Source organism: Bifidobacterium apousia (genome assembly GCF_007559275.1).
Taxonomy (GTDB): Bacteria; Actinomycetota; Actinomycetes; order Actinomycetales; family Bifidobacteriaceae; genus Bombiscardovia; species Bombiscardovia apousia.
Genome location: NZ_VMHK01000001.1, coordinates 1 through 22065 on the forward strand (window position 1 = coordinate 1; position 22065 = coordinate 22065).

Below are 22065 nucleotides of genomic sequence, written 5' to 3' on the forward strand. Positions count from 1 at the left end.
CATGTGTTAAGCACGCCGCCAGCGTTCATCCTGAGCCAGAATCAAACCCTCCACAAAAAACCATGAAGAAGGCCGAAACAGCCCACATCAATAATTGACGGGCCAGCTTCCATAAGGAGGAAACCAACCCACGAAAAACCCCGACACCAATTACACGCTCCCACGAAACCCCACAACAAGGGAAGGCGCCGGACTGGCAATCAAAAAGCTATAAGTAGCACAAACACGCTCTTGAGTTCTCAAACCACCACCACACCAACAGCTCCAAGCCCTCCGAAGAGTCCTCATCACTGCCGGGCAGCAAGAAGTAAACTTACACGAGTTTGGGTTGACCTGCAAATTGGCATACTGAAATCACGGTGGAACCCAATGATTTCGCGGTTTCTACGGCGTGTCGGTTTTTGCCGACCAAGCCCCGCTCAATTGGCCTTCACCTATCCAGGAGCCCCGCGCACTCTTCAGCGAGGCTCAAACCAATATCTTCAATGACTCATATTAGTAGATTCGGTTCTTCGCAAGAGGTATTTCCACCATGCGGATGAACGCGTGCAGCCAGGCTGCAGTTCCTTCTTACGCGCGCTACACGCAGAGGGCTTTAACCGTTGCTGCGAACCGTTCTGGCTCGTCCCACTGTGGGCAGTGCCCTGAACGGTCAAAGCGGATGAACCGATGCGCGCTCTTCAGCCCATCAGCAAACCACTCAACCAGACTGCCTGGCAGATGACGGTCATACTTGCCGCTGATGAAATAAACAGGGGCCCCGAAAGAGGTCTGCCCGTTGAAATCGACCTGCTCCAGCTCAGCGTCCAAGCGCGCCCGGGACTGAGCCACCCCCTTGACATGGTTGAGCAGACGCGACCAGTTGTAGCAGGGCGAGCGCAGGTAGGTCATGATCCGTCCCAGAGATCCGAACAGCATGGCAACCCCGCCACGCGACAGCAGCTCATCGACCATCAGCACCACGTCGGCAGCCCCGCTCTCCTTGCTGACGATCGCACCAAGCCGGGAGCCCAAACTCTGTTGCCCCCAATGCCGTCTTAACCGAAGAGCGGCGCGCATGCTGACAACCTGTCCAAGACCGATGTAACAGCGAACGAGCGAGGGATACCGCTTCACCATCTCCAGTCCCAGGACGCTGCCCCATGAATGACCGATGAGGATGAGGGAATCCTGCCCGTAGGCACGAAGAAGCTCAAGCACGAACTGGTGAACGTCCTCAACCATCGAATCGATGGTCACTACCTCGCCAGGCGCAAAAGGATGATAGGACAGCCCACTGCCTCGCTGATCCAGGTTGATGAAGCGGAAATCGCGCTCCAAGGCCGCGTTGTAGCGCATGGTCAGCGGAATGCAGGCATCACCCGGACCACCATGGAGGTAAAGAATGATAGGAGCATGAGGAGGTGCCGGATTCATCGAGAAAACAAAGCGCGCACCATTGATCCGCGTCCCATATAATCGGGAGCTACTGGGAACTACCGCAATGCGACCAGTCATGGAGTCATTTTATCGGCATCTTTTCCAACCTGTGTTGAATCACGTTCAACAAGCTCAAAACCCGTGGTATAAGTACGCACAGGGCCCGCATATCCGTTGATTCGCTCAATCAGCATGCTGACCGCCACCCGGGCATAGTCGTCAATCAAAGGGTCGATAGTCGTCAAAGCAGGGTTGGAATAGCTTCCCTCTGGGGTATTGTCAAACCCCACTACCTGAATATCCTCTGGAATCGAACGACCTCTTTTTTGAACTTGATGCATCACTCCATAAGCAACTGCATCATTCAAGCAAATGATTCCATCGACATCAGGATGATCATCCAAGAGGAAATCGGCTGCCTTAATCCCCTCGTCGGTCATCAGGCGCGGCAGGCTGACAATAAGACTGGAATCAACTTCCAGTCCGCGCTCCTCAAAAGCTTGTATATATCCCCTGACCCGGAGTTCCTGAGTTCCTTCCACCGCGGAAAAGACCGATCGGCGACTGTACTTGGCTGGCGCCCCAACCAGAGCCAACCGTCTGCAACCCGCGTCAAGAAGCCGTCCCGTTGCAAATCGCTCTGCCTCAGTATTCGGCATGGTGACAAAGTCTGCCTTGCCATATGGGCGATAGTCCCCGGTCATCACCAGAGGGTAGGTCTGCGAAAGCAGAATACCCTTGTCGCGCAAGGGCCGTTCAACGAAAAATATCCACCCATCTGCGGCCAGATGGTAGGTCTCGTCGATAATGGTTCGAATACCTGACCCGCCCGAGCTATAGGTACTAACTACCACACCATACTTACGCTCACGGGCGGTTTCTATCACCTTGTCAGCCAGATAGGCCCCAAAGGGCTGGGTGAAATCGAATATTCCCAGCCCCAGGATGCCCGTTGCTCCTGTCTTGAGCGATCTGGCTGACATATTGATCTGATAGCCCAATTTGGCCATGGCTGTTTTGACACGTTCCCTGGTCTCGGGACGCATACTGCCTGAATGGTTCAACACGTTGGAAACGGTCTTTATGGAGACGTTTGCCTCTTTGGCCACATCCTTGATGGTCACTCGTCTCCGCATTGCCGCTCCTTATGGATGCAACGATCACTCCCTCTTCGAGAATATACGTGCCCCCCACCGAAACGACGAGAGGCACAAACGGGACATACTAGGATTGCCTATTCTTTGACGGCACCAGCTGTCAGCCCGCTTACCCAGTACTTCTGCAGGAAAAGGAAGGCCAAGACAAGAGGAATGACTGAGATAAAGGCTCCGGAGGTAATCAGGTTCCATACCTGCTCCGACCCTGAGCCGGCATTCGACTTGGCCTGCCACTGGGTCAATCCCACTGTAATCGGGAACAGCTTGGTATCGGCAAGCACAACTTGCGGAAGAAAATAGTTGTTCCAACAGTTGACCACGGAAAGCAGGAAAACCGTGGTTATGGCCGGGGTCATGATAGGCAGGGCCACCTGGATGAAGGTCCGGATTTCCCCGGCTCCATCAACCCTCGCCGCCTCCAGCATTTCGTCTGGCAGAGATCCCGTGCAGTACACGCGCATCAGGTATGTGCCGAACGGCGACAGCAGCGAAGGCAACAGAACCGCCCAGAGCGTATCGTTCATTCCTATCTGCGACATCAGAATAAAGGTGGGGATGACCAAGGCGGTCGTCGGAATCATCAGGGCGCCCAGCACGATATCGAAATAGGCATTTCTGCCGGCAAACCTGAACTTTGCGAACCCGTAACCGGCCATGACCGAAATAATAGTGGCCCCCAGTCCTCCGACAAAGGCATATAGGAAGGAATTCAGCAGCCATCGCCAATATATGCCCCCTTCGTAGGTGCTGAGCTCCTTGATATTGTCGAAAAGCGCAAAATGCTTGTCGAACCAAAGGGATCCACCCGTACCCATAAACAGTCCAGAATTGGATTTTGTCGCGGCCACAACCAGCCACCACACAGGCATCAGGAAATAGATGATGCATACGATCAACAGAAGATTCGAACCCACGCGATGTGGCTGGGCGATTCTACGAGCCGCATCCTTTTCCTTTAGCATGCTAATCCCCTAACCCAGACTGCTTGCGGGTAACCCGCATGAATATCACACTGAAAATAACGACCAGAAGCCCCAAAGCGAATGAGATCGTTGCCGAGTAGTTAATCTGGTTGTAGTTGAAGGCCAACGCCTGGGCATACATATTAGGCGTGTATTCCGGGGGTATGGCCGAGTTGGCATTATTGCGCAACACCATTGGCTCCGTATAGAACTGCAAGGTCCCAATCAACGAAAAGATCGTGACCATGACCAACGAGCTGCTGATCATAGGCGTTTTGATCCGAACAGCTATCTGCAGCTCCGAAGCGCCATCCAACCTAGCGGATTCGTATAGATCATGCGGTATGGCTCTCAGGGCAGAGTAGAGAATTACCATGTAATACCCTGTCCACTGCCATGTGACCATATTGACCAATGCTCCGAATATGCCGTTTGTACTCAAAAAATCTGGTGGCTGACGGCCGAATAAGGCAAAGATCGAAGTAAACGGACCCAGGTTCTTCGAGTAAATGAATCCCCACATCAGCGCCCCGATGACCACCGGGATGGCATAGGGAAGGAAGAACAGAAGCCGGGAAGCGGACGCCAAACGCGTCATCATGGAATCGATAACCAAGGCTAGAATCAGCGCCAAGCCAAGTTGAATCGGCACCATGACCAACGTATAGATCACGACCCTGCCCATGCCTTTGAGGAATATAGGGTCCGAAAAGGCCCGTCGATAGTTTTCCAGGCCGGTGAAAACACTTCCACGCACTTGCGTGTAGGTGAAAAGGGACACGTAAAAGGCATAAACTAGCGGGACGACCAGAAATACAATAAAAACAATGCCGAAAGGCAGCGTGAAGAACCAACCCCACAGATTATCCTTGCTCAGCCGGCGACGCCTTTTGGCAGACACATATTTTGCTGACATGATTTATCCTCCCGGGGGGAGTGATCAGCTCCCCCCATGAGATCCGACCAGACTTACTGAGATACCTTGAATCCTTGCTGCTTGGCATAGTCGCTTAGCGTTTGCTGCAAGGAATCCAAGCTCGTTGAGGCATTCTTCCCGTCTCGGAGAATGGCGGAGAGTGTCTTGGTCTGTTCGTCATTGGCATATGTCTGGAACGGAAGGAACTGATATCCTTTGTACCCCTGGGCCACCGGAGCAATAATCTTATTGATTTTTTGATTGCCGAAGAACGGCTCCTGCCTATCCAAGAAGGCTGCCGAGCTGAGTTTCTTGGTCCATGTAGGATACAGGCCGCTGTCATTGACTGCAATATCCTGTGCGGCATCATCACCAAAGAGCTCCATGGCCACCTTCGCTGCAGCCTCGGTATGCTTGGCCTGATCAGTCACAGCCATTCCCGAGCCGCCGCAGTTGACATCAGGATCTGACTGGTCCCAAACAGGGGCTTTGGCAATCTGCCATTGTGATCCCTCCTGCACTCCGCTGACACCGTTGAGGTATCCGACCAGCCAAGAGGCATGGATGATTGTCGCATAGGAACCGTCGACGTTCTTCTTATTCCATTCTGCAGTGTCTGTATCATCCGTCGCAACAATGTCATCCTTGGCTAGTTTCTGCCAGAAGGAGACGACTTTCTTTACCTTGTCGGAATTAATGTTGATACCGACATTTTCAGGATCATTGGCTGAATACTTGAAGACTTTAGCGCCATTCTGATCGTAGTAGGCGTAGTTGAACAGCGTGCCATTAGGCTGCCAGTTGCCTATATGCCCTGCGTAGCCCTTCTGCTTGAGCTCACGCCCCGCTTGTTCATACTCATCCCAAGTCGTTGGCGGCTTGACCTGATACTTGTCGAAGATATCCTTGCGGTAATACATGACCACAGGACCCACATCCACCGGCACTCCGTAGACTCCTTTAGAACCTCCCAGTTGGACATCTTTCCAAGCGCCTGCCGTGTAATTGCTCCGGATCTTATCTACGCCGAACTTCGACAGGTCCACCAGATGCTTTTCCACACCTGACGCGAATTGTGGCATAACTGCATACTCGAGCTGAATCACATCGGGAGCACCGGACTTGGCCTTAATGGTGGTGTTGAATCGAGAGTATGCCTTGGCAGACTGATCGGCGCTGGTCCAGCAGACCTGAAGATCATCATGTGTTTCATTGAAGTGATCAACCAGCTTGCCGAAAGCAGGGTACCAAGCCCATACAGTCACCTTTTCAGCATTGGGCTTTTTAACCGTATTGCGGCATTTGGCAGTATCGTTGGCTTTGGCATCGTTATGCACTTGGGATGCTTCGTTATTAGACGAGCCAGAGGGCGATCCAGGAGAACCGCAAGCTCCTGCTGCCAACGCCATCACAGCTACCAGTACCGACGCACCCATGAGTCGTGCTGTTTTCATCTTTTCTCCTTTTTGAACTCTGCCGCCCACTTCCTTGTTGGGCGGCAAAACTGATTCATGCGAACAACAGCATCGTCCAAGACACAGGAGGAAGCGTGACGCATCCCTGCCTGCCATTGTTTTCGATGACTGCGGTTCTGTTCCGGTAAGGAACCACCCTTTCTTGTTTCTGAGCCGTATTTGCGGCTTGTGAATCATCATCATGGAGGGTAAAGGCTTCAACCTGTGAATATGAGGCACTCTCGCCGAGGTCAACGGTAAATTGATTGTCGCCTTTCGCCGAACGATTGACGACGAACACCGCCAGTGTGCCGTCAGAGCGCTGAACAGCTGCAGCATTGACATCGGCCACCGTGCCGTAGAGGTTGGTATGGTGCTCAGAGCTTTCCAGCGGAGCAGACAATACCGTACCGCCCTTGGCATATCGTGCAGCATAAGCAAATGGATAGAAAATCGTCTGCCTCCAGGCATCCCCGCCCGGCTCGGTCATGATGGGGGCTATGACATTTACCAATTGTGCCAAAGAAGCAGACCTAACAACGTCTACATTTTGCAGAAGGGTGATCAGCAGGTCGCCGAAGACAACGGCATCAGTGACAGTATATGTATCTTCAAGAAGGCGGGGTGCGATCGGCCAGTTGTCGATACCCTCTGGATTCTTTGATTTCTCCCCATCCTGATACCACACGTTCCATTCATCAAAGGAGATATAAACCTGATGATCACTATGCCGCTCGGCTTTCACAGAGTTAATCACTGCGGACACATCCCTGATGAAGGAGTTCATATCAACCCCGGAGGCCAGAAAACTCTCCATATCGCCATTGTGAGGCTGGTAATAGGCATGGCAAGAGATGAAATCCACATAATCATAGGTATGTTCCAGCACTGTCCGTTCCCATTCGCCGAACGAGTCCATGGCATGGCTGGAAGAACCGCAGACGACCAAATCCAGATCCGGGTCAAGCTGCTTCATTCCTGCCGCAGTCTTGGCCGCCATCCGGGCATAATCAATCGCATCGCAATGGCCTAGCTGCCAGGGACCGTCCATCTCATTGCCCAAACACCACATACGGATGTTGAAAGGCCGGTCTGCCCCATTCTGGCGTCGCAAATCCGATAGAGCTGTTCCAGAGGGAATGTTGCAGTACTCCAAAAGATCCAGGGCTTCCTGGATCCCCTGTGTCCCCAAGTTCACAGCCTCCATCAGCTCATTGCCGCCGAGTTCAGCAAGCCAGTCCTCCATCTCATGGAGGCCAAACTGATTGGTTTCAGTGGAATGCCATGCCAAATCAAGCCGACGTGGCCGGCTGGCAGGGTTACCGATTCCGTCTTGCCAACGGTAGCCTGACACGTAGTTGCCGCCAGGATATCTAATGGTCGAAACACCCAGTTCCTTTACCAGATCGATGACATCCTGCCTGAATCCGTGGCCATCGGCTCTCGGATGGTCAGGTTCGTAAATCCCCGTATACACACACCGACCAAGGTGCTCGACGAATGAGCCGAACAGCCTATCATCGACCGCCGCTAACTGATACCTCCCGTCCACATGCATATACGACCGTCTCTGACGGGTTTGCGCCATGGATTCCATTCCTCTGCTACCTCCATACCGAATGAAGCGAAACAACGTTGTCTTAAACCCGGGAACCGATGCCAGTGCATCAGCGCCCTGATATTTAATACAACCTTGTACTTCTTAACTGACAATGTACTCTATATACGATTGCCTGACAAATCAAGTATTCTGAACTACTCTTTTTCAAATACACAATGGTAAATATTCGAATAGCTGCCCAAATGAATACTAACGTTGTATCTATTCCTTTGTGCCAGACGCGGACGCAGTTATCTCAGCAGCGAGATCGCCTACCCCTGCACTCAATAAATATTGCTATATTCTCAATTATGAGAACGTTATCTATATAAAATAGGGTCTCTAGAGAAAGCCTATTCTCTCGTGGGTTTTATAACTCTATAGAAGCTCATATTTGACGATAGAACGTTTTCACAATATGCTGTTTTTAGTCGCGTCGATGATGCCATCGATGGGCATTCACGAGACAGAACCAACATTGAAATGAAAGGAGCCTTGCACATACCAGCGCACCCAAGCCGATTATGACCTCGCCGTTGAGGATCAGACGGCCAACGCGTGAACAATGTAGTTCTCAGCATCACTCACTCGGATCCCGAACTATCCGAATCTAGCGATTGCTTTGCATTCCGATGAAAGAAACGCATCATGGGAAAATATCAGACACTTATAGCATTAGCAGTGAGCGCGGGCCTGCTGACCGGAACATGCGTTCTGCCAGCAGCCTACGCCGATGAAGCCAAACCAGCGCAAGTCCTCCAAGTCGATATGGGCAAGATAACCGGGAATTTCCTCGGCGGAGCTTCGGGAACCCTGTACGGCTTGGGCGACGAAGGATCGCCGACAGATGCCATTCTCGACGGCGCCCGTGTGGAGAATTCCTCACAGAAACCGCCAACAGGTTCCCAACACCCCAGCGGAGACGCCCTGGCTTTGGAGGGTCAGTTCTTTGCTAATGGAGGACGAGAACTGGCAGTATACATGCAAGATTATTACCCAGATTGGTCCTATAACCATGGTTCACGCCCAGGCGATGACCGGTCATATGTAACTAATGTGCCCGTCAGCGATCCCAGGTATGGCACTTACAGCGATGAGCCCAATGGGCGCTGGGATTATAGCGAAGTCGTCGAAATCGTCGTCAATAAGATACTGTCCCAATCAGAGCATCCTGACCAATACACTTTTATCCCCTTCAACGAGCCAGACGGAGGCAACTGGTACTACACAGGCGACGATGCCCAGAACCCGCTGTTTAAAACGACTTTCCTCAATGACTGGGACACAGACTACCGACTGATAGAAGCCATCTGGCAACAATACAAGACTGGCGAGAAGCCGAGCAAGGTGCGCCCCACAGCCGAGCACGCCCGCATAGCCGGCCCTGGGGACTCATCCTTCAGACAGAATAGATCAGAGGCCTTTTTGCGCCATACCAAGGCAGAGGGAACCCTGCCGGATGTCTTCGTTTGGCATGAGCTGGGCAAAGAAAGCCTGCAGAATTATCGCACCCACTACGCGAATTATCGCGCTTTGGAAAAGGACATCGGCGTGCCTGCCAGAAAGATCAACATTACCGAGTACGGAGAGCTACGCGACATGTCTGTGCCAGGTCAACTTGTGCAATGGATGAGCATGTTCGAGGACACCAAGGTCCAGGCCGAGACCGCCTACTGGAACTATGCAGGCAACTTATCAGACAATATGGCCAATGCCAACGCCGCCAATGCAGGCTGGTGGCAGTTCAAATGGTACGGAGATCTACGAGGAGATCAGACCGTCTCTGTGGATTCCGGGCACCGCAACAAGATCGACTCGCTCCAGGGCATAGGGGCGTTGAATGCTACCAACCACAAGGGAACAGTCTTGTACGGAGGCGCCAATGACGAAAATGCTGATCAAGTGAAGAACACAGGGGCCAACATTCCGGTGACCGTACACCTAACTGGATTAGACAAGGCAGGATTCGGCTCCACAGTGGATGTCGAAGTGCGCGAGAATACTTTTACAGGACCAGACGGCATCGCTGCATCCCCCCGCGTGGTAAATGCGATCTCAAATGCTCAGGTACACAATGGCACACTCGATGTCACCACAACCAGCGTAGACCGGTATGCCTCATACCAACTCGTAGTCACGCCACACCAGGACCGGTCACTGCGCACGGATGACCAATTGGGCCGAAACCTTCAAGTCACAGAAGCTGAACGGACCAAATTATCCGGCGGCGCCCGTGCTTACGACAAAACACCTTCGGGCAATGGGTGGAGCTACTTCATGACGTCCGGCAACGGTGATGTCGGCAACTTCAAGGATGGGGCCACAGCTGACTGGGAAGTCCAAACCCCTGCCGACGGCAAATACAGGCTGCAGGTAATCAGCGGAAACACAGGATTCCCAGGGACTAATAAGGTCAGCGTGGACTCCAAAGCCGTTGGCGAATTGGACTATCACGCCGAACTTGCCATGAAAGATGCCGCGAAATGGCTGTATAGGGGAAGCACTCAGCTGGAGATGAACCTTACTCAAGGACGACACATCATCAGTATCCATGGGTCGACGGCCTTGGATAACACCCTTGACAAGTTCCTCCTGTACAGGATTCCCGAGGATCGCGATGGAACCAGCGATGCCGTAGACTACCCGGCTACGCAATTCCGTCTTGCCGGCGGAGCCTCGCTCGATTTCTCCAATGAAGGCAGTCGCGGGTTCGCCGAACTTCGATCAGGCCATGCTCATGCCTTCATCCATGGCTGGTCCCAGGGATACCACACGATCAAACTCGTCTATCGGGCCGCCAAAGGAACACCGATTGCCCTGAACATGAATGGAAAAACCCTCCCGGGAATCACTGCCGCCTACTCAGGTCTGCAATCGACCAGTCTTGAGGTGGCACTGAGTGAAGGCATCAACAGTCTGGACCTTTCGGGAACAGGCGTGAGTCTACGCGATGTTCAGGTCGCCGCATCCAAGGATCTGCGTCACTCTGCCATCTCCCTTCAGGCAGAGGATCAACAATTGAACGGCGGGGCGAGCGCGACCACTGAGAATTCGTCCAATGCCGAAAACCACCAATACGTGATCGGCCTGGGAAATCAGTTCACCACTGCTGAAAGCGGCCCGGCCGGATACGGCGATCGCACCCGTGTGGTGGTTGAGAATAGCAACAACAGACCAAAGGTGAATACGCACAATCCCGGCATCATGACCATTCCGGCAGGCACGGTTCCTCGTGGGGACTATATGGTGGCCGTCAGATTCTCCAACGATGCCTTCATTGGCAGGCACGACTATAACCCGCAAATCGTGGACCTCGGACTGCAAATCCGCCAGGGGGATGGCCACGGCCCCGAACTTGCCAGAGGTTCGTTTAGGTATACCTATTCCGACAGAAGCTTCTTGAACCGTTCGCTGCAGATATCCACGAATGGAGGGGCCCTATCACTGGGGAACTGGGATCCGGCTGGAACGGGCAGAGGCGCTGTCTCCTGGGGAGTGGCACCGAATATCGACTCCCTGATTTTCTACCCTGAAATCATCGGGACGCCGACATCCGAAGACCTAGAGTCCCACCCATCAGAACCAGGTTCAGTCACCATCCATGCCCCCGGTCTGGTTCAGGGCCGAATGACACTGCGTAAGGGCCAGAAATTGCAGTTGACCGCCACAGATTCGCAGAGATCATCTGATGCCGCCATCACCTGGTCCACATCGGATCCACGCATAGCAACGGTAGACCCCCAAGGCATGCTGTCTGCCCTTGAGGTTGGCAACTGCACGATCACAGCAAGTTCCGGAAGTGCCAGCTCGTCCTTCCGTCTTCAGGTGATTCCGGCGACATCCGCAGATGCGTCAACCGCGAACGATTCAAAAGCTAAACCTAGGTCGAGCGCGAAAGCAGCAGGACAAAAAGGTCAGGAATTCCGACTTTCATCCACAGGGTCTGCAGTTACGCTCATCCTCCTTACAACCATCGTGCTTGTAGGAACTTCCGTTCTGGCTTTCATGATGGTCCAGCATTCTCACGGCAAACAGTCATGACATACTGTGCATACTGTGAGGCTTAGTCGAATTAACGGCTTTCCTGTGGCCATTCCCCATTCCGATAGCCACAGGAAGACCGGCATCGCCGGCAGACACACCTGCAACCCGACAGAAGCGACACGCTTAATTGACTCGATAACGTTTTCAAATTACTCTGTGTTTTTAGGGATTGACCTTCGTGGTCATAGGGATATGAACATTCTCCAAGACCACAGAGAGGCGATCAGCAAATAAGCAGGGAAGGTTGTTTGCGGTTATCGGTCACCACGATCTCCACCGACACCCGACTGGGCTGTAATCATATGGCAGAGGACATCATGACACATGACTTTCAATGGGGTAATAATCGTCTATCCTTGTTTTTCCATTGGGATGACGACGCTCCGGTCAGCATAGGTCGGATTACGTCGGATGATGTGGACATGAGGATCGACGACAATCTGCCCCTTGTGGAGATCATGGCCGCTGGCTTCGGTCATTGGATTGCCTGCGAAAGGCTGGTCAGCACTTCAATCGGGGCTGGCATGCGATACGTTTCTCATCATTCTGACAAATCTGAAAACGGTATCAATTCGTTGCACGTACGAATGGAGAACCGTACCGCCGGTCTTCAAGCTGACGTGACCTATCAACTTCCTACGAATCAGACCACGTTTCGAACCTTTGTAACAGTGACCAATATCGGAAACCGCCCGATCAGCCTCGAATCAGTCACTAGTTGGGTCAGTCTGTTCGGATCCACGCCCGGAGCACAGCAGGATGCAGGCAGCTGGAAACTTCTTCATGGCGCTTTCGCCTGGTTGGGCGAAAACCGCTGGCACTCTGAAAAAACCGAGGATCTCTTCCCTCAACTCTCACAGGAACTGACTGGCAACAATCCACGTAACGAGTACAAAGCGATCTCCACAGGCACGTGGTCAACCGGTCACCAGGCCCCGCTCGCGGTCCTATGCAACAAGAGCCATACAGCCACTTGGATTTTCCAAGTCGAGCACAACGGAGCTTGGCGATGGGAGGTCGGCGACTACACCGTCGATGGATACATGGCTTTATCCGGACCCACAAATGAAGATCACTCCTGGTCAAAATGCCTTGCACCGGGGCAAACCTTTACGTCCGTACCAGCCTCGGTCACTCTGGCCTCTTCCTTTCAATCGGCCTACGATTCCCTGATCGCTTATCGGCGGACTTTCGGCACGCACGTGGCCAAGGACCAATATCCGCTAGTGGTTTTCAACGACTACATGAATACCATCAACGGCGACCCGACCACCGAGAAGCTGCTTCCCCTTATCGACAGCGCAGCTGAAGTGGGCGCCCAGGTCTTCTGCATCGACTGCGGCTGGTATGACGATTCCGGCGATTGGTGGCCGTCAGTGGGCGAATGGAAACCTTCCACGACGCGCTTCCCAGGGGGATTCGCCGAGGTGATTGATGCCATTGTCTCGCGTGGCATGGTTCCCGGTCTGTGGATGGAACCTGAGGTCGTGGGCGTGCGTAGCCCTATCGCCGCCGCTCTGCCAAACACAGCCTTTTTCCAGCGCAATGGTCGTCGTGTCGTCGAACAGGACCGTTACCTATTGGACTTCCGAGCTGATAAGGCTCGAGAGTATATGGACTCGGTCGTCGACAGACTTATCGGCGAATTCGGCATCGGCTACTTTAAGTTCGACTACAACGTCTCTCCAGGAGCCGGCACCGACAATCAAGCCGACAGCCTAGGAGACGGGCTTCTAGGTCACAATCGGGCCTACTGCGGCTGGTTGGATGCTTTGCATGAGCGTTATCCAAATCTAATTCTTGAGAACTGCTCCTCAGGTGGCATGCGCGAAGATTTCATGCAGACCAGTCACTTCCGTGTCCAATCAACTTCGGACCAGCAGGATTATCGTCTCTATCCACCGATCGCAGCATCTTCACCAATGATGACCGTGCCGGAGCAGACGGCCAACTGGGCCTATCCACAAGCTTCCATGAGCTTGGAAGAGATCGCCTTCAACCTGAACACCAGCATGCTGGGCAGATTGTTCATTTCGGGCTTTCTCAATGCAATGGATGAGGACCAGCGCAACCTGATTGCCCAGGCCGTACAGACCTACAAGTATCACATACAGCCCATCGTTTCCAGAGCTGTTCCTTTTTGGCCCATGGGACTGCCCGGATGGACAGACAAGGCACTGGCCCTCGGTCTTCGCTATGACCAGAGCGCACTAGTGACGGTGTGGGCTCGAAACCCTGCCGGCGAAGAAAGCAATGTGGTCTTATCCCTGCCTGATTTCGCCGACTCAGCCGTTGACATTCATACCATCTTCCCCACAGGCGAACGATTCGCGCCATGGAAAATCCTTTGGGACCAGAACGCTGCCAAGCTGCGTTTGCAAGCGCCAGAGCGTCGATTCACGTCCCGAACCATATTAGTCACAAGAAAGGAGGCCCAAGGTCAAAGTCGTCTTTAAGGAATTACCGGCAGGCGTCAACACCTACAAACCGGGGTTTCCGAGTAGCCATTCATGATGGGCAGAAGGTTCCACGAAGGATCGTGGAACCTAGGAAAGGAATTTCAATGAAGATATTCAACACAACCCGAGTCGGCGCGGCCATCGCCCTGACGGGTGCAATGGTTTTCTCTCTGGTCGGGTGCTCGAATCCCTCGACTGGCAGCAGTGACAGTGCCGATACAAGCTCTAAGGATTATTGGCCTTCGGCAACGCAAAAACTCGACGGAGTCGAGCTGAAGATGTGGGTAGCCCAGAACTCCAACAAGATTCCGCTGAAAGTGGTCTCGAACTTCGAGAAGGCTACGGGTGCCAAAATCGATGTCCAGACCATTCCTGATCCGTACGAGCAGAATGTCCAGACGAAGATCACGACTGGAGATACACCCGACCTGGCCTTCTGGCAGCCCACCAAGTCCATGCTGGCTGGTTTTATCGCCCAGGATAAGCTGCAAAAGCTCGATAATGCGCCTTGGGTAAAGAACTACACCCAGGGCATCGCCGATGCCGGTGGCGTAGTGGACGGCACCCGTTATGCGGCTCTTTTCTCCACCCCGCCAGTTGAGGGCGTCTTCTACAACAAGGAAGTCTTCAAGAAGGCCGGTATCACCGAGACACCTAAAAATTGGAACGACCTGGTCGAGACCGCTAAGAAGATCAAAGCGGCCAATGTCCCTGGAGTGAACTCCCCCCTGTTCGAAATGGCAGGCTCACAATGGGGTACCCAGTACGCGGTATCCGTCCAACTGGCCGAGGCGGCTCAGAACGGCCTCTGGGACCGCATCAATACCGGAAAAGAGAAGTTCACCGACAAAACCATTCAGACCGCAGTCGACAACTACAAGCAGCTCTTTGATGAGGGCCTCTATAACAAGGACGCAGGATCAGCCAAGGACACCGACCAGGCCGCAGCGCTCTGGGACGGCAAGACCGGAATGATCATCCAGGTCAATTCGCTGTTCAACGCCGTGGCGGCTCTGGCCAAGAATGATAAACAGGCCTTGGACGAAAGAATCGGCTTCTTCCCCATTTCCAAGGATGGGAATGTCGGAACCATCATCCCCGAACAGAACAACGCGCTGGTGGCCTTTAAGAGCAAGGACAGCAAAAAGGAAGCCGCCGCTCGTCAGCTCATCAATTACTGGATGAGCACCGGATACGCAGACTTCGTCAAGGACCAGAAGATCATCTCCGTACTGAAGGGGGTTAAGTCCCCTGATTCGGTTCCCCAAGCCTTGATTGATTCCGCAGCTGCGATCAAGACCGGCGTAGGCTCCATGCAGTCCCTGGCCATAGCCAATCCTGATCTTTACATCAATTTGGCCGATATGGTCAACGGCACGAAGTCGCCCCAGGATGTGACCAAGGCGACCCAGGACCAGTTCGCTCAATTGGCTAAAGCACAGGGGGCCAAGAACTTCTAAAGGTTCCTGTCTTTGTCCTGCTTCCGGCAGCTGCTCACACCAAGGCAACAGCCGGAAGCGGTCATCATGCACGACATCGGATGGGCATCGGGGCCGGCGCTCCTGATCCTGATGCCCATCTCATGGAAGGAAAAGCAGATAAGTATGGTAAACCATGCAACCGAGGGGGTCACACCTCACGGAGGGCGAAGAAGGAACAGATTGATCACCCCCGTCAATCCCATCAAAACGCTTATGAAGCAGAACTACCCGCTGCAATTCGTCATTCCGGCATTTGTGGTCCTGCTGATCTTCTTCTTCATTCCGACGATCATGAATTTCATCTACGCCTTCACCAACTGGTCAGCCTTTGGCAAGACGATTGATTTCAACGGGGTACGCAATTTCGTCGATCTGTTCCGTTCGGGCACCTTGATGCGGGACCTGCGCATCACCCTGGTCTATGCCATTCTCGTGGCCATATTCCAGAACACCTTCGGCTTGATCCTGGCGGTCTTTCTCGAAGAAGACACCCGCCTCAACAGGTTCGCTCGCGTCATGTTCTTCGTCCCAGTCATCATGTCGGCCCTAGCGGTTGGCTACATATGGCAGGCCGTGCTCAAATCTGATGGCGCCCTCAATCAGATACTCTCCTTCTTCCTGGGACGGACAATCGACCTGGCTTGGCTGGGTAACACCACATGGACCATCGTTCTTGTCGCAGCAATCCACGGATGGAAATGGATGGGCTTGTCTATGCTGATCTTCCTGGCCGGACTCAAAACCATCGATCCGGACGTTTTGGAAGCTGCAAGCATTGATGGCGCCAGCAAAAGCCAGATATTCTGGAAGATCAAGTTCCCGCTGCTGGCTCCAGCATTCACTTTCAATGTCGCCACATCACTCCTGGGCTCGATGAACGGCTTTGACATTGTCCAGGCGACTACAGCAGGAGGACCTGGTGGATCTACAGAAATACTGAACATCTTTATTTGGAGAACCTTCGGTCAGGGACTCTACTCGCAGTCGACAACCATGAGCCTGGTCCTGTTTGTCATGGTGATGATCATCGCCATCCCCCTGATCATCTACCTGCGGAGAAGAGAGGCAAAGATCCTATGACATCGGCAACCTACACGCCGGATACGGCCACCCAGGCCCAAAGCAGCACAACTGTGAACAAACGATCCAAAACCGGCACCATCGTCCATGCGGTACTGGTGGTTCTGGTCATGCTGGTTCTCTTGGGCGTTCCTTTCTGGCTGCTCATCGTTACGGCCGGAAAAAGCCAGGCCGAGGCGATCCGCCCCACGATGAGCCTGCCCAGCCATTGGCAGCTCTTGCAGAACTTCTCGACCGTCATCACCGATGGCAAAATGATCAAGGCTTTCTTCGGATCGGTGATCGTTACGGTGCCCTCGGTCTTTCTGGCTCTGTTGCTCGGCTCTATGGCATCCTGGGTACTTGCCCGTCGAGCCACCAAGCCAATGACTGTGGTGTACGCCCTTTCCATCTCTGGCCTTGTCCTGCCGCCGGCAGTGGTGACCGTTATGATGCTGCTCAAGATCATCGGCCTATCAGGGACAGCTCTGGGAATGATCGGGGTCTACGTCGGAATCTACCTGTCTACGGTTATCTTCTTCGTCACTGGATTCATCCGGACGATACCGATCTCTCTTGAAGAGGCCGCACGCATGGACGGGGCCAGTCCTATGCGGATATTCTTCACGATCATCCTTCCCCTCCTGGGACCGACTCTTGCCACAGCAACCATTCTGGTCACCCTCTATATCTGGAACGACGTCTTCTACTCGCTCTTCATACTTTCCGGCAAGATGGATCTGTTGCCGCTGAATCTCTACAACATCGCCTCTGCCGGACTCTACCTGAACAACTGGCATCTGATCTTCGCCTATATCATTCTGATGAGCCTGCCACTGCTGATCATCTTCGCCTTGGCACAGCGCAAGATCATTTCAGGCATCACCGGTGGAGCAGTGAAGTAGACCGAATGAGGAGGCCGGAAGCCGACGGCAGGGTATCAGCATGACACCGCCCGCGTCCGGCCTCCTCATGTACTATGAAGTGGCCGGAAGTCGACGGCAGTGGCAGTCGGCCAAAAGGACGGACGAACAGATGTCGCTCCGTCAGTCTGATTCTGCAGGTATGCGTGAATTCCATCCGATGGTCAGGCACAAGGCGGCATATGGGTATGGGAGTTGCTATGGCTAGGACGGTCGATCACAATAAACCGGCATCCATCAAAGACGTTGCTGTCCTGGCCCAAGTTTCTGTTCCCACTGTGTCCCGGTACCTCAACAGCCCAGAACGGGTCAGCAGGGAAAAACGCGACAGAATTGCCAAAGCTGTGAAGCTCCTACGCTACCGCCCCAATCCTATTGCCAGAGCCTTGGTTAAGGAACGGACCAAAACCATCGCTGTTCTCTCGACAAATACCACTCTGTTCGGCCAATCGCAGACCATCTTTGGCATCGAGGAAAGAGCGCAAAAGGCTGGGTACACATTGAATATCGGAGTTCTGAGCCCAGAGGCGGGCGAGCAATCACGCCAGCGCATCCAATCGATTTTGGACCAGAATCCGGCAGGCATTGTACTCCTTGATTACGATCAGGTTAGCGACGATGCTTTCGCTTACGTGAACAAGGATCTGCCCATCATCCTCATTGCCGGCAACCGGAAATCGGATGTCACTCAAATTTCCATGCAGGAGCGCGACGGAGGGTATGCGGTAACCTCCTATCTGTTGGGGTTGGGACACAAAACCGTGTATCACGTCAGCATTCCCGGTGGCGCTGGCGGATACAGCCGCCTGGCCGGATGGAGATCCGCCTGTGAGGATGCCGGAGTGCCGGCACCAGCACCCATAAAGGCTGATTGGGATCCAGAGTCCGGCAAGCGCATAGGGTCAGCCTTGGGACGAAAGCCTGAGGTCACCGCCATTTTTGCCGGCAATGACGAGATCGGCATGGGCATCATCCGAGGCCTCAACGATGTGGGCCGACGAGTGCCCGAAGATGTATCAGTAGCAGGCTTCGACGATCATCCTATTGCCAAGATCTGGAATCCCTCCCTGACGACGATCCATCAGGATTTCTTCAAGGCCGGAGAAAAGGCCTTCGACCTATTGAAAACGGAAATCGACGATGTCGATCAAGGGCGAGGCAGAACCGATGACTGGAACAGGCTGGTTGAGCTACCAGGCCACCTGATCGAACGAGAGTCGACCGGGGTTCCTAGATCGTAGTGACACAGAGTGCGAGAATCGTTCCCATCACACCCGTCTCTCTGATTTTCAAACCTATACTTGACCTATACTTGCTTTCCCCAAAGGGGTGTCGCGCCACTTCGCACACGCAAATACACGCCGCGAAACAAATCAGGTTATGCGGCGAATTCGACAGTTCGCGCATGTGCAGCCACAGAAACACGTCGTAAATGATTAACTGAAATTGTGGCATAAAGGCGTGTCGATGCAGCTGAAGGTCGCTCGCCCACCCAGGAGGCGGATCACAGTTCAAATGCTCCGTCTGCTGCGTGACCGGCCCATAGTCGTGACCGGGTGAAGCTTCGGCAGAGAACAGAGGAAAGTAGCGAACATGTTCAGTGTCAATCTGAGCGATGTGGTCGCCGTACTCAAGTCGCTGATACCCCAGCTGGTGGTTATCGGCGTCTTTCTGGTACTGGCCCTGCTGATCACGATCGCCGTGAACAAGCACACCGTCAAAAACGTAGCCAACCGAAAGATGATCCACTCCCAGTCCTGGCTGGTGGCCTTTGTGGCTGTCGTCGCAGCCCTGGCGACCATGCTCCTTGGACCCTTGTCCAACCTGATCACCAAGTCCACCAGCAAGCACGAGCTGCAGCCGGCGACCGTTACCGCAGCCCGGAACCTGGCCAAGGACATCCAGCGTGAGTCCGTCACCATGCTGCAGAATTCGGATGGCACACTCCCCCTGAAGTCCGACAAGGTCAACGTCTTCGGCTGGGCCTCGACCAACCCCGTCTACGGCGGCACAGGCTCCGGCTCCATGTCGGCAGACAACCCCACCACCAGCCTGCTTGACGGCATCTCCTCAGCCGGTCTGAAGACCAACAAGGAGCTGAGCGACTTCTATACCAAGTACCGCGCGGACCGTCCCAAGGTCGAGATGTTCGCCCAGGACTGGACCCTGCCCGAACCCACGGCCGACAAGTACACCAGCAAGCTCATGGATGATGCCAAGCAGTTCTCCGACACCGCCGTGGTGGTCATCGGTCGAGTGGGCGGCGAGGGCGCCGACCTGCCGAAGGACATGAAGGCCAAGGACATCACCTATCACGACAACGACAAGGCCAATCCGGACTTCAAGCAGGGCCAGAGCTTCCTGGAGCTGTCCAAGCCCGAAAACGACATGATCGCCAAGGTCACCAGCTCCTTCGACAAGGTGGTCCTGGTCTACAACGGCGCCAACACCTTCAACCTGAACTTCGTGGGTCAATATCCGCAGATCAAGTCCGTCCTCTGGTGCCCGCCCCCGGGGCAGGCCGGCTTCACCGCCCTGGGCGAGGTCCTGAAAGGCAAGGTCAATCCCTCAGGCAAGACCTCTGACACCTTCGTGCGCGACCTGACCAAGACGCCGACCTACAACAACTTCGGCTCATTCACCTACACCAATATGGACGACCACAAGGCCACCTTCACCGGGTTCACCGGCAAGCCCGAAACCACTACGCCTACCTTCGTGGACTACAACGAAGGCATTTACGTGGGCTACCGCTTCTGGGAGACTGCGGCCAAGGAAGGCCTGATCAACTACGACCAGATGGTCCAGTACCCCTTCGGATACGGCCTGTCGTACACCACCTTCAGCCAGAAGATGGGATCGATCCATCATGCTGACGGGAAGATCTCCTTTGATGTGACCGTCACCAACACCGGCGCCAAGGCCGGCCGCGATACGGTCCAGACCTACTTCGAGCCTCCCTACACCAACGGGGGCATCGAGAAGGCCAGCGCCAACCTAGTCTCCTTCAAGAAGACCAAAATCCTGAATCCCGGCAAGAGCCAGACCATCCCGGTGAGCTTCAAGGACGAGGACATGGCCTCCTATGATGCCGACCATGCCAAGGCCTACGTGCTGGACCAGGGCGACTACGGCATCTCCATCCGATCCGACTCCCACCGTCCAATCCAGTCCGACACGGTCAACATCGCCCATACGGTCACCTATGACAAGAGCAATCCTCGCTCCGTCGACAAGGTTGCAGCCACCAACAGGTTCGACGATGCCAAGGGCACGGCGACCTATCTGTCCAGGGCCAACCACTTCGCCAACTATGAGGATGCCGTGGCGGCGCCCAAGAGCACCGAGATGCCCGAGGAGGCCAAGGCCCACTTCTACAACAACAGCAACTACGACCCCAAGAAGTTCGACAACGACAGCGACAAGATGCCCACGACAGGTGCCAAGAACAATGTCAGGCTCTACCAGCTGCGCGACAAGAAGTACGACGACCCCATGTGGGACAAGCTGCTGGACCAGCTCAGCGTCAAGGACATGGACAGTCTGATCGCCATGAGTGGCTATGGCACCCAAGCTGTCAAGGGCATCGGCAAGATCGAGCTCACCGATGCCGACGGCCCCGCTGCCCTGAACAACAACTTCACCAAGGTCGGTTCCCTGGGCTTCCCCTCATCCACCTCCATGGCCTGCACCTGGAACCCCGGTCTGGCCACCCGCTACGGCGAGATGATCGGCACCATGGCCCATGACATGGATGTCTCCGGCTGGTATGCGCCGGCCTTCAACATCCACCGCAGCGCCTTCTCCGGACGTAACTTCGAGTACTTCTCCGAAGACCCCGAAATCAATGCAGTCATGGGATCCAACGAGGTCGCAGCAGCTCGGTCCAAGGGCGTCTACTCCTTCATGAAGCACTTCGCCATGAACGACCAGGAGACCAACCGCAACAACATGCTGGCCACCTGGGCCAACGAGCAGACCATCCGCGAGATCTACCTGAAGCCATTCCAGGCTGCTGTAGTCAAGGGCGGTGCCCAGGCTGCCATGAGCTCATTCAACTACGTCGGCACCACCTACGTGGCCGCCTATGCGCCGCTGATGCAGGATGTACTGCGCGGTGAGTGGGGCTTCCGCGGCATGGTTCTGACCGACTACTTCGGCGTCTATGGTTACCAGAACGCCGACCAGTTGATCCGCAACGGGAACGACGCCATGCTGGCCACCACCGAGGTGACCAACCACGTCAAGGACAAGAGCGCCACCTCGGTCAAGGCCATGCGCCAGGCTAGCCACAACATCCTCTACACGGTCGTACATGGCTACAAGTACGCCAATGGCGACCCCAAGGTGCAGACCCCTGCCTGGCAGATCGCCCTCTACGTGGCACTGGTTGTGCTGGCCCTGATCTTCCTGGCCCTGGAGTACCTGGCCTTCAGAAGGTTCAAGGCACGTCGCAGCGCTGTGGATGTGGGCACCCTGAGCGATCTGGCGGACGACGCCCGGCAGACCCGCGCCCAGGATCCGGCCAGCATGGAGACCACACCGTCCGAGGACAGCTCCGACCAAGGGCCGACGGCCTGATCCTCCATCT

Annotated in this window: 13 protein-coding genes; 7 read left to right on the plus strand and 6 right to left on the minus strand. The window is 54.4% G+C overall.

Features of this window, described 5'->3' with window-relative positions; genetic code table 11:
- Positions 1-579 precede the first annotated feature (579 nt).
- From FPK30_RS00010 to arfA, 6 genes are all read right to left on the minus strand, one after another.
- Positions 580-1416, minus strand: coding sequence for an alpha/beta fold hydrolase (locus FPK30_RS00010; protein WP_186279302.1), 837 nt, complete (start codon positions 1414-1416; stop codon positions 580-582).
- A 77-nt stretch (positions 1417-1493) separates the two neighbouring features.
- Positions 1494-2555: a LacI family DNA-binding transcriptional regulator gene (locus FPK30_RS00015; RefSeq protein ID WP_144084785.1), complete on the minus strand. Its 1062-nt coding sequence runs from the start codon at positions 2553-2555 to the stop codon at positions 1494-1496.
- Between the two features lie 98 nt (positions 2556-2653).
- On the minus strand, positions 2654-3538 hold the full coding sequence (locus FPK30_RS00020) for a carbohydrate ABC transporter permease (protein ID WP_024627137.1): 885 nt from the start codon (positions 3536-3538) through the stop codon (positions 2654-2656).
- A 1-nt stretch (position 3539) separates the two neighbouring features.
- Positions 3540-4454, minus strand: coding sequence for a carbohydrate ABC transporter permease (locus FPK30_RS00025; protein WP_144084786.1), 915 nt, complete (start codon positions 4452-4454; stop codon positions 3540-3542).
- 53 nt (positions 4455-4507) lie between these two features.
- Positions 4508-5908: an ABC transporter substrate-binding protein gene (locus FPK30_RS00030; protein ID WP_144084787.1), complete on the minus strand. Its 1401-nt coding sequence runs from the start codon at positions 5906-5908 to the stop codon at positions 4508-4510.
- Positions 5909-5963: 55 nt separating this feature from the next.
- Positions 5964-7496 (minus strand): arabinosylfuranosidase ArfA, encoded by a 1533-nt coding sequence (gene arfA / locus FPK30_RS00035; RefSeq protein WP_144084788.1) that lies wholly within the window; start codon positions 7494-7496, stop codon positions 5964-5966.
- A gap of 660 nt (positions 7497-8156) precedes the next feature.
- On the opposite strand from arfA, the gene FPK30_RS00040 reads away from it, so the two are divergent.
- From FPK30_RS00040 to FPK30_RS00070, 7 genes are all read left to right on the plus strand, one after another.
- The gene (locus tag FPK30_RS00040; protein WP_144084789.1) at positions 8157-11549 is read left to right on the plus strand and encodes an Ig-like domain-containing protein; all 3393 of its coding nucleotides are present in this window, start codon (positions 8157-8159) and stop codon (positions 11547-11549) included.
- Between the two features lie 305 nt (positions 11550-11854).
- The gene (locus tag FPK30_RS00045; RefSeq protein ID WP_232341856.1) at positions 11855-14008 is read left to right on the plus strand and encodes a glycoside hydrolase family 36 protein; all 2154 of its coding nucleotides are present in this window, start codon (positions 11855-11857) and stop codon (positions 14006-14008) included.
- Between the two features lie 107 nt (positions 14009-14115).
- Positions 14116-15471 (plus strand): ABC transporter substrate-binding protein, encoded by a 1356-nt coding sequence (locus tag FPK30_RS00050; RefSeq protein WP_144084790.1) that lies wholly within the window; start codon positions 14116-14118, stop codon positions 15469-15471.
- 234 nt (positions 15472-15705) lie between these two features.
- On the plus strand, positions 15706-16572 hold the full coding sequence (locus FPK30_RS00055; RefSeq protein ID WP_144084791.1) for a carbohydrate ABC transporter permease: 867 nt from the start codon (positions 15706-15708) through the stop codon (positions 16570-16572).
- 53 nt (positions 16573-16625) lie between these two features.
- On the plus strand, positions 16626-17456 hold the full coding sequence (locus tag FPK30_RS00060) for a carbohydrate ABC transporter permease (RefSeq protein WP_260803619.1): 831 nt from the start codon (positions 16626-16628) through the stop codon (positions 17454-17456).
- A gap of 218 nt (positions 17457-17674) precedes the next feature.
- Complete coding sequence (locus tag FPK30_RS00065) at positions 17675-18715, plus strand: LacI family DNA-binding transcriptional regulator (RefSeq protein ID WP_144084793.1); 1041 nt, start codon at positions 17675-17677, stop codon at positions 18713-18715.
- A gap of 352 nt (positions 18716-19067) precedes the next feature.
- Positions 19068-22055, plus strand: a complete 2988-nt coding sequence (locus FPK30_RS00070) for a glycoside hydrolase family 3 protein (RefSeq protein ID WP_144084794.1) — start codon at positions 19068-19070, stop codon at positions 22053-22055.
- Positions 22056-22065 lie beyond the last annotated feature (10 nt).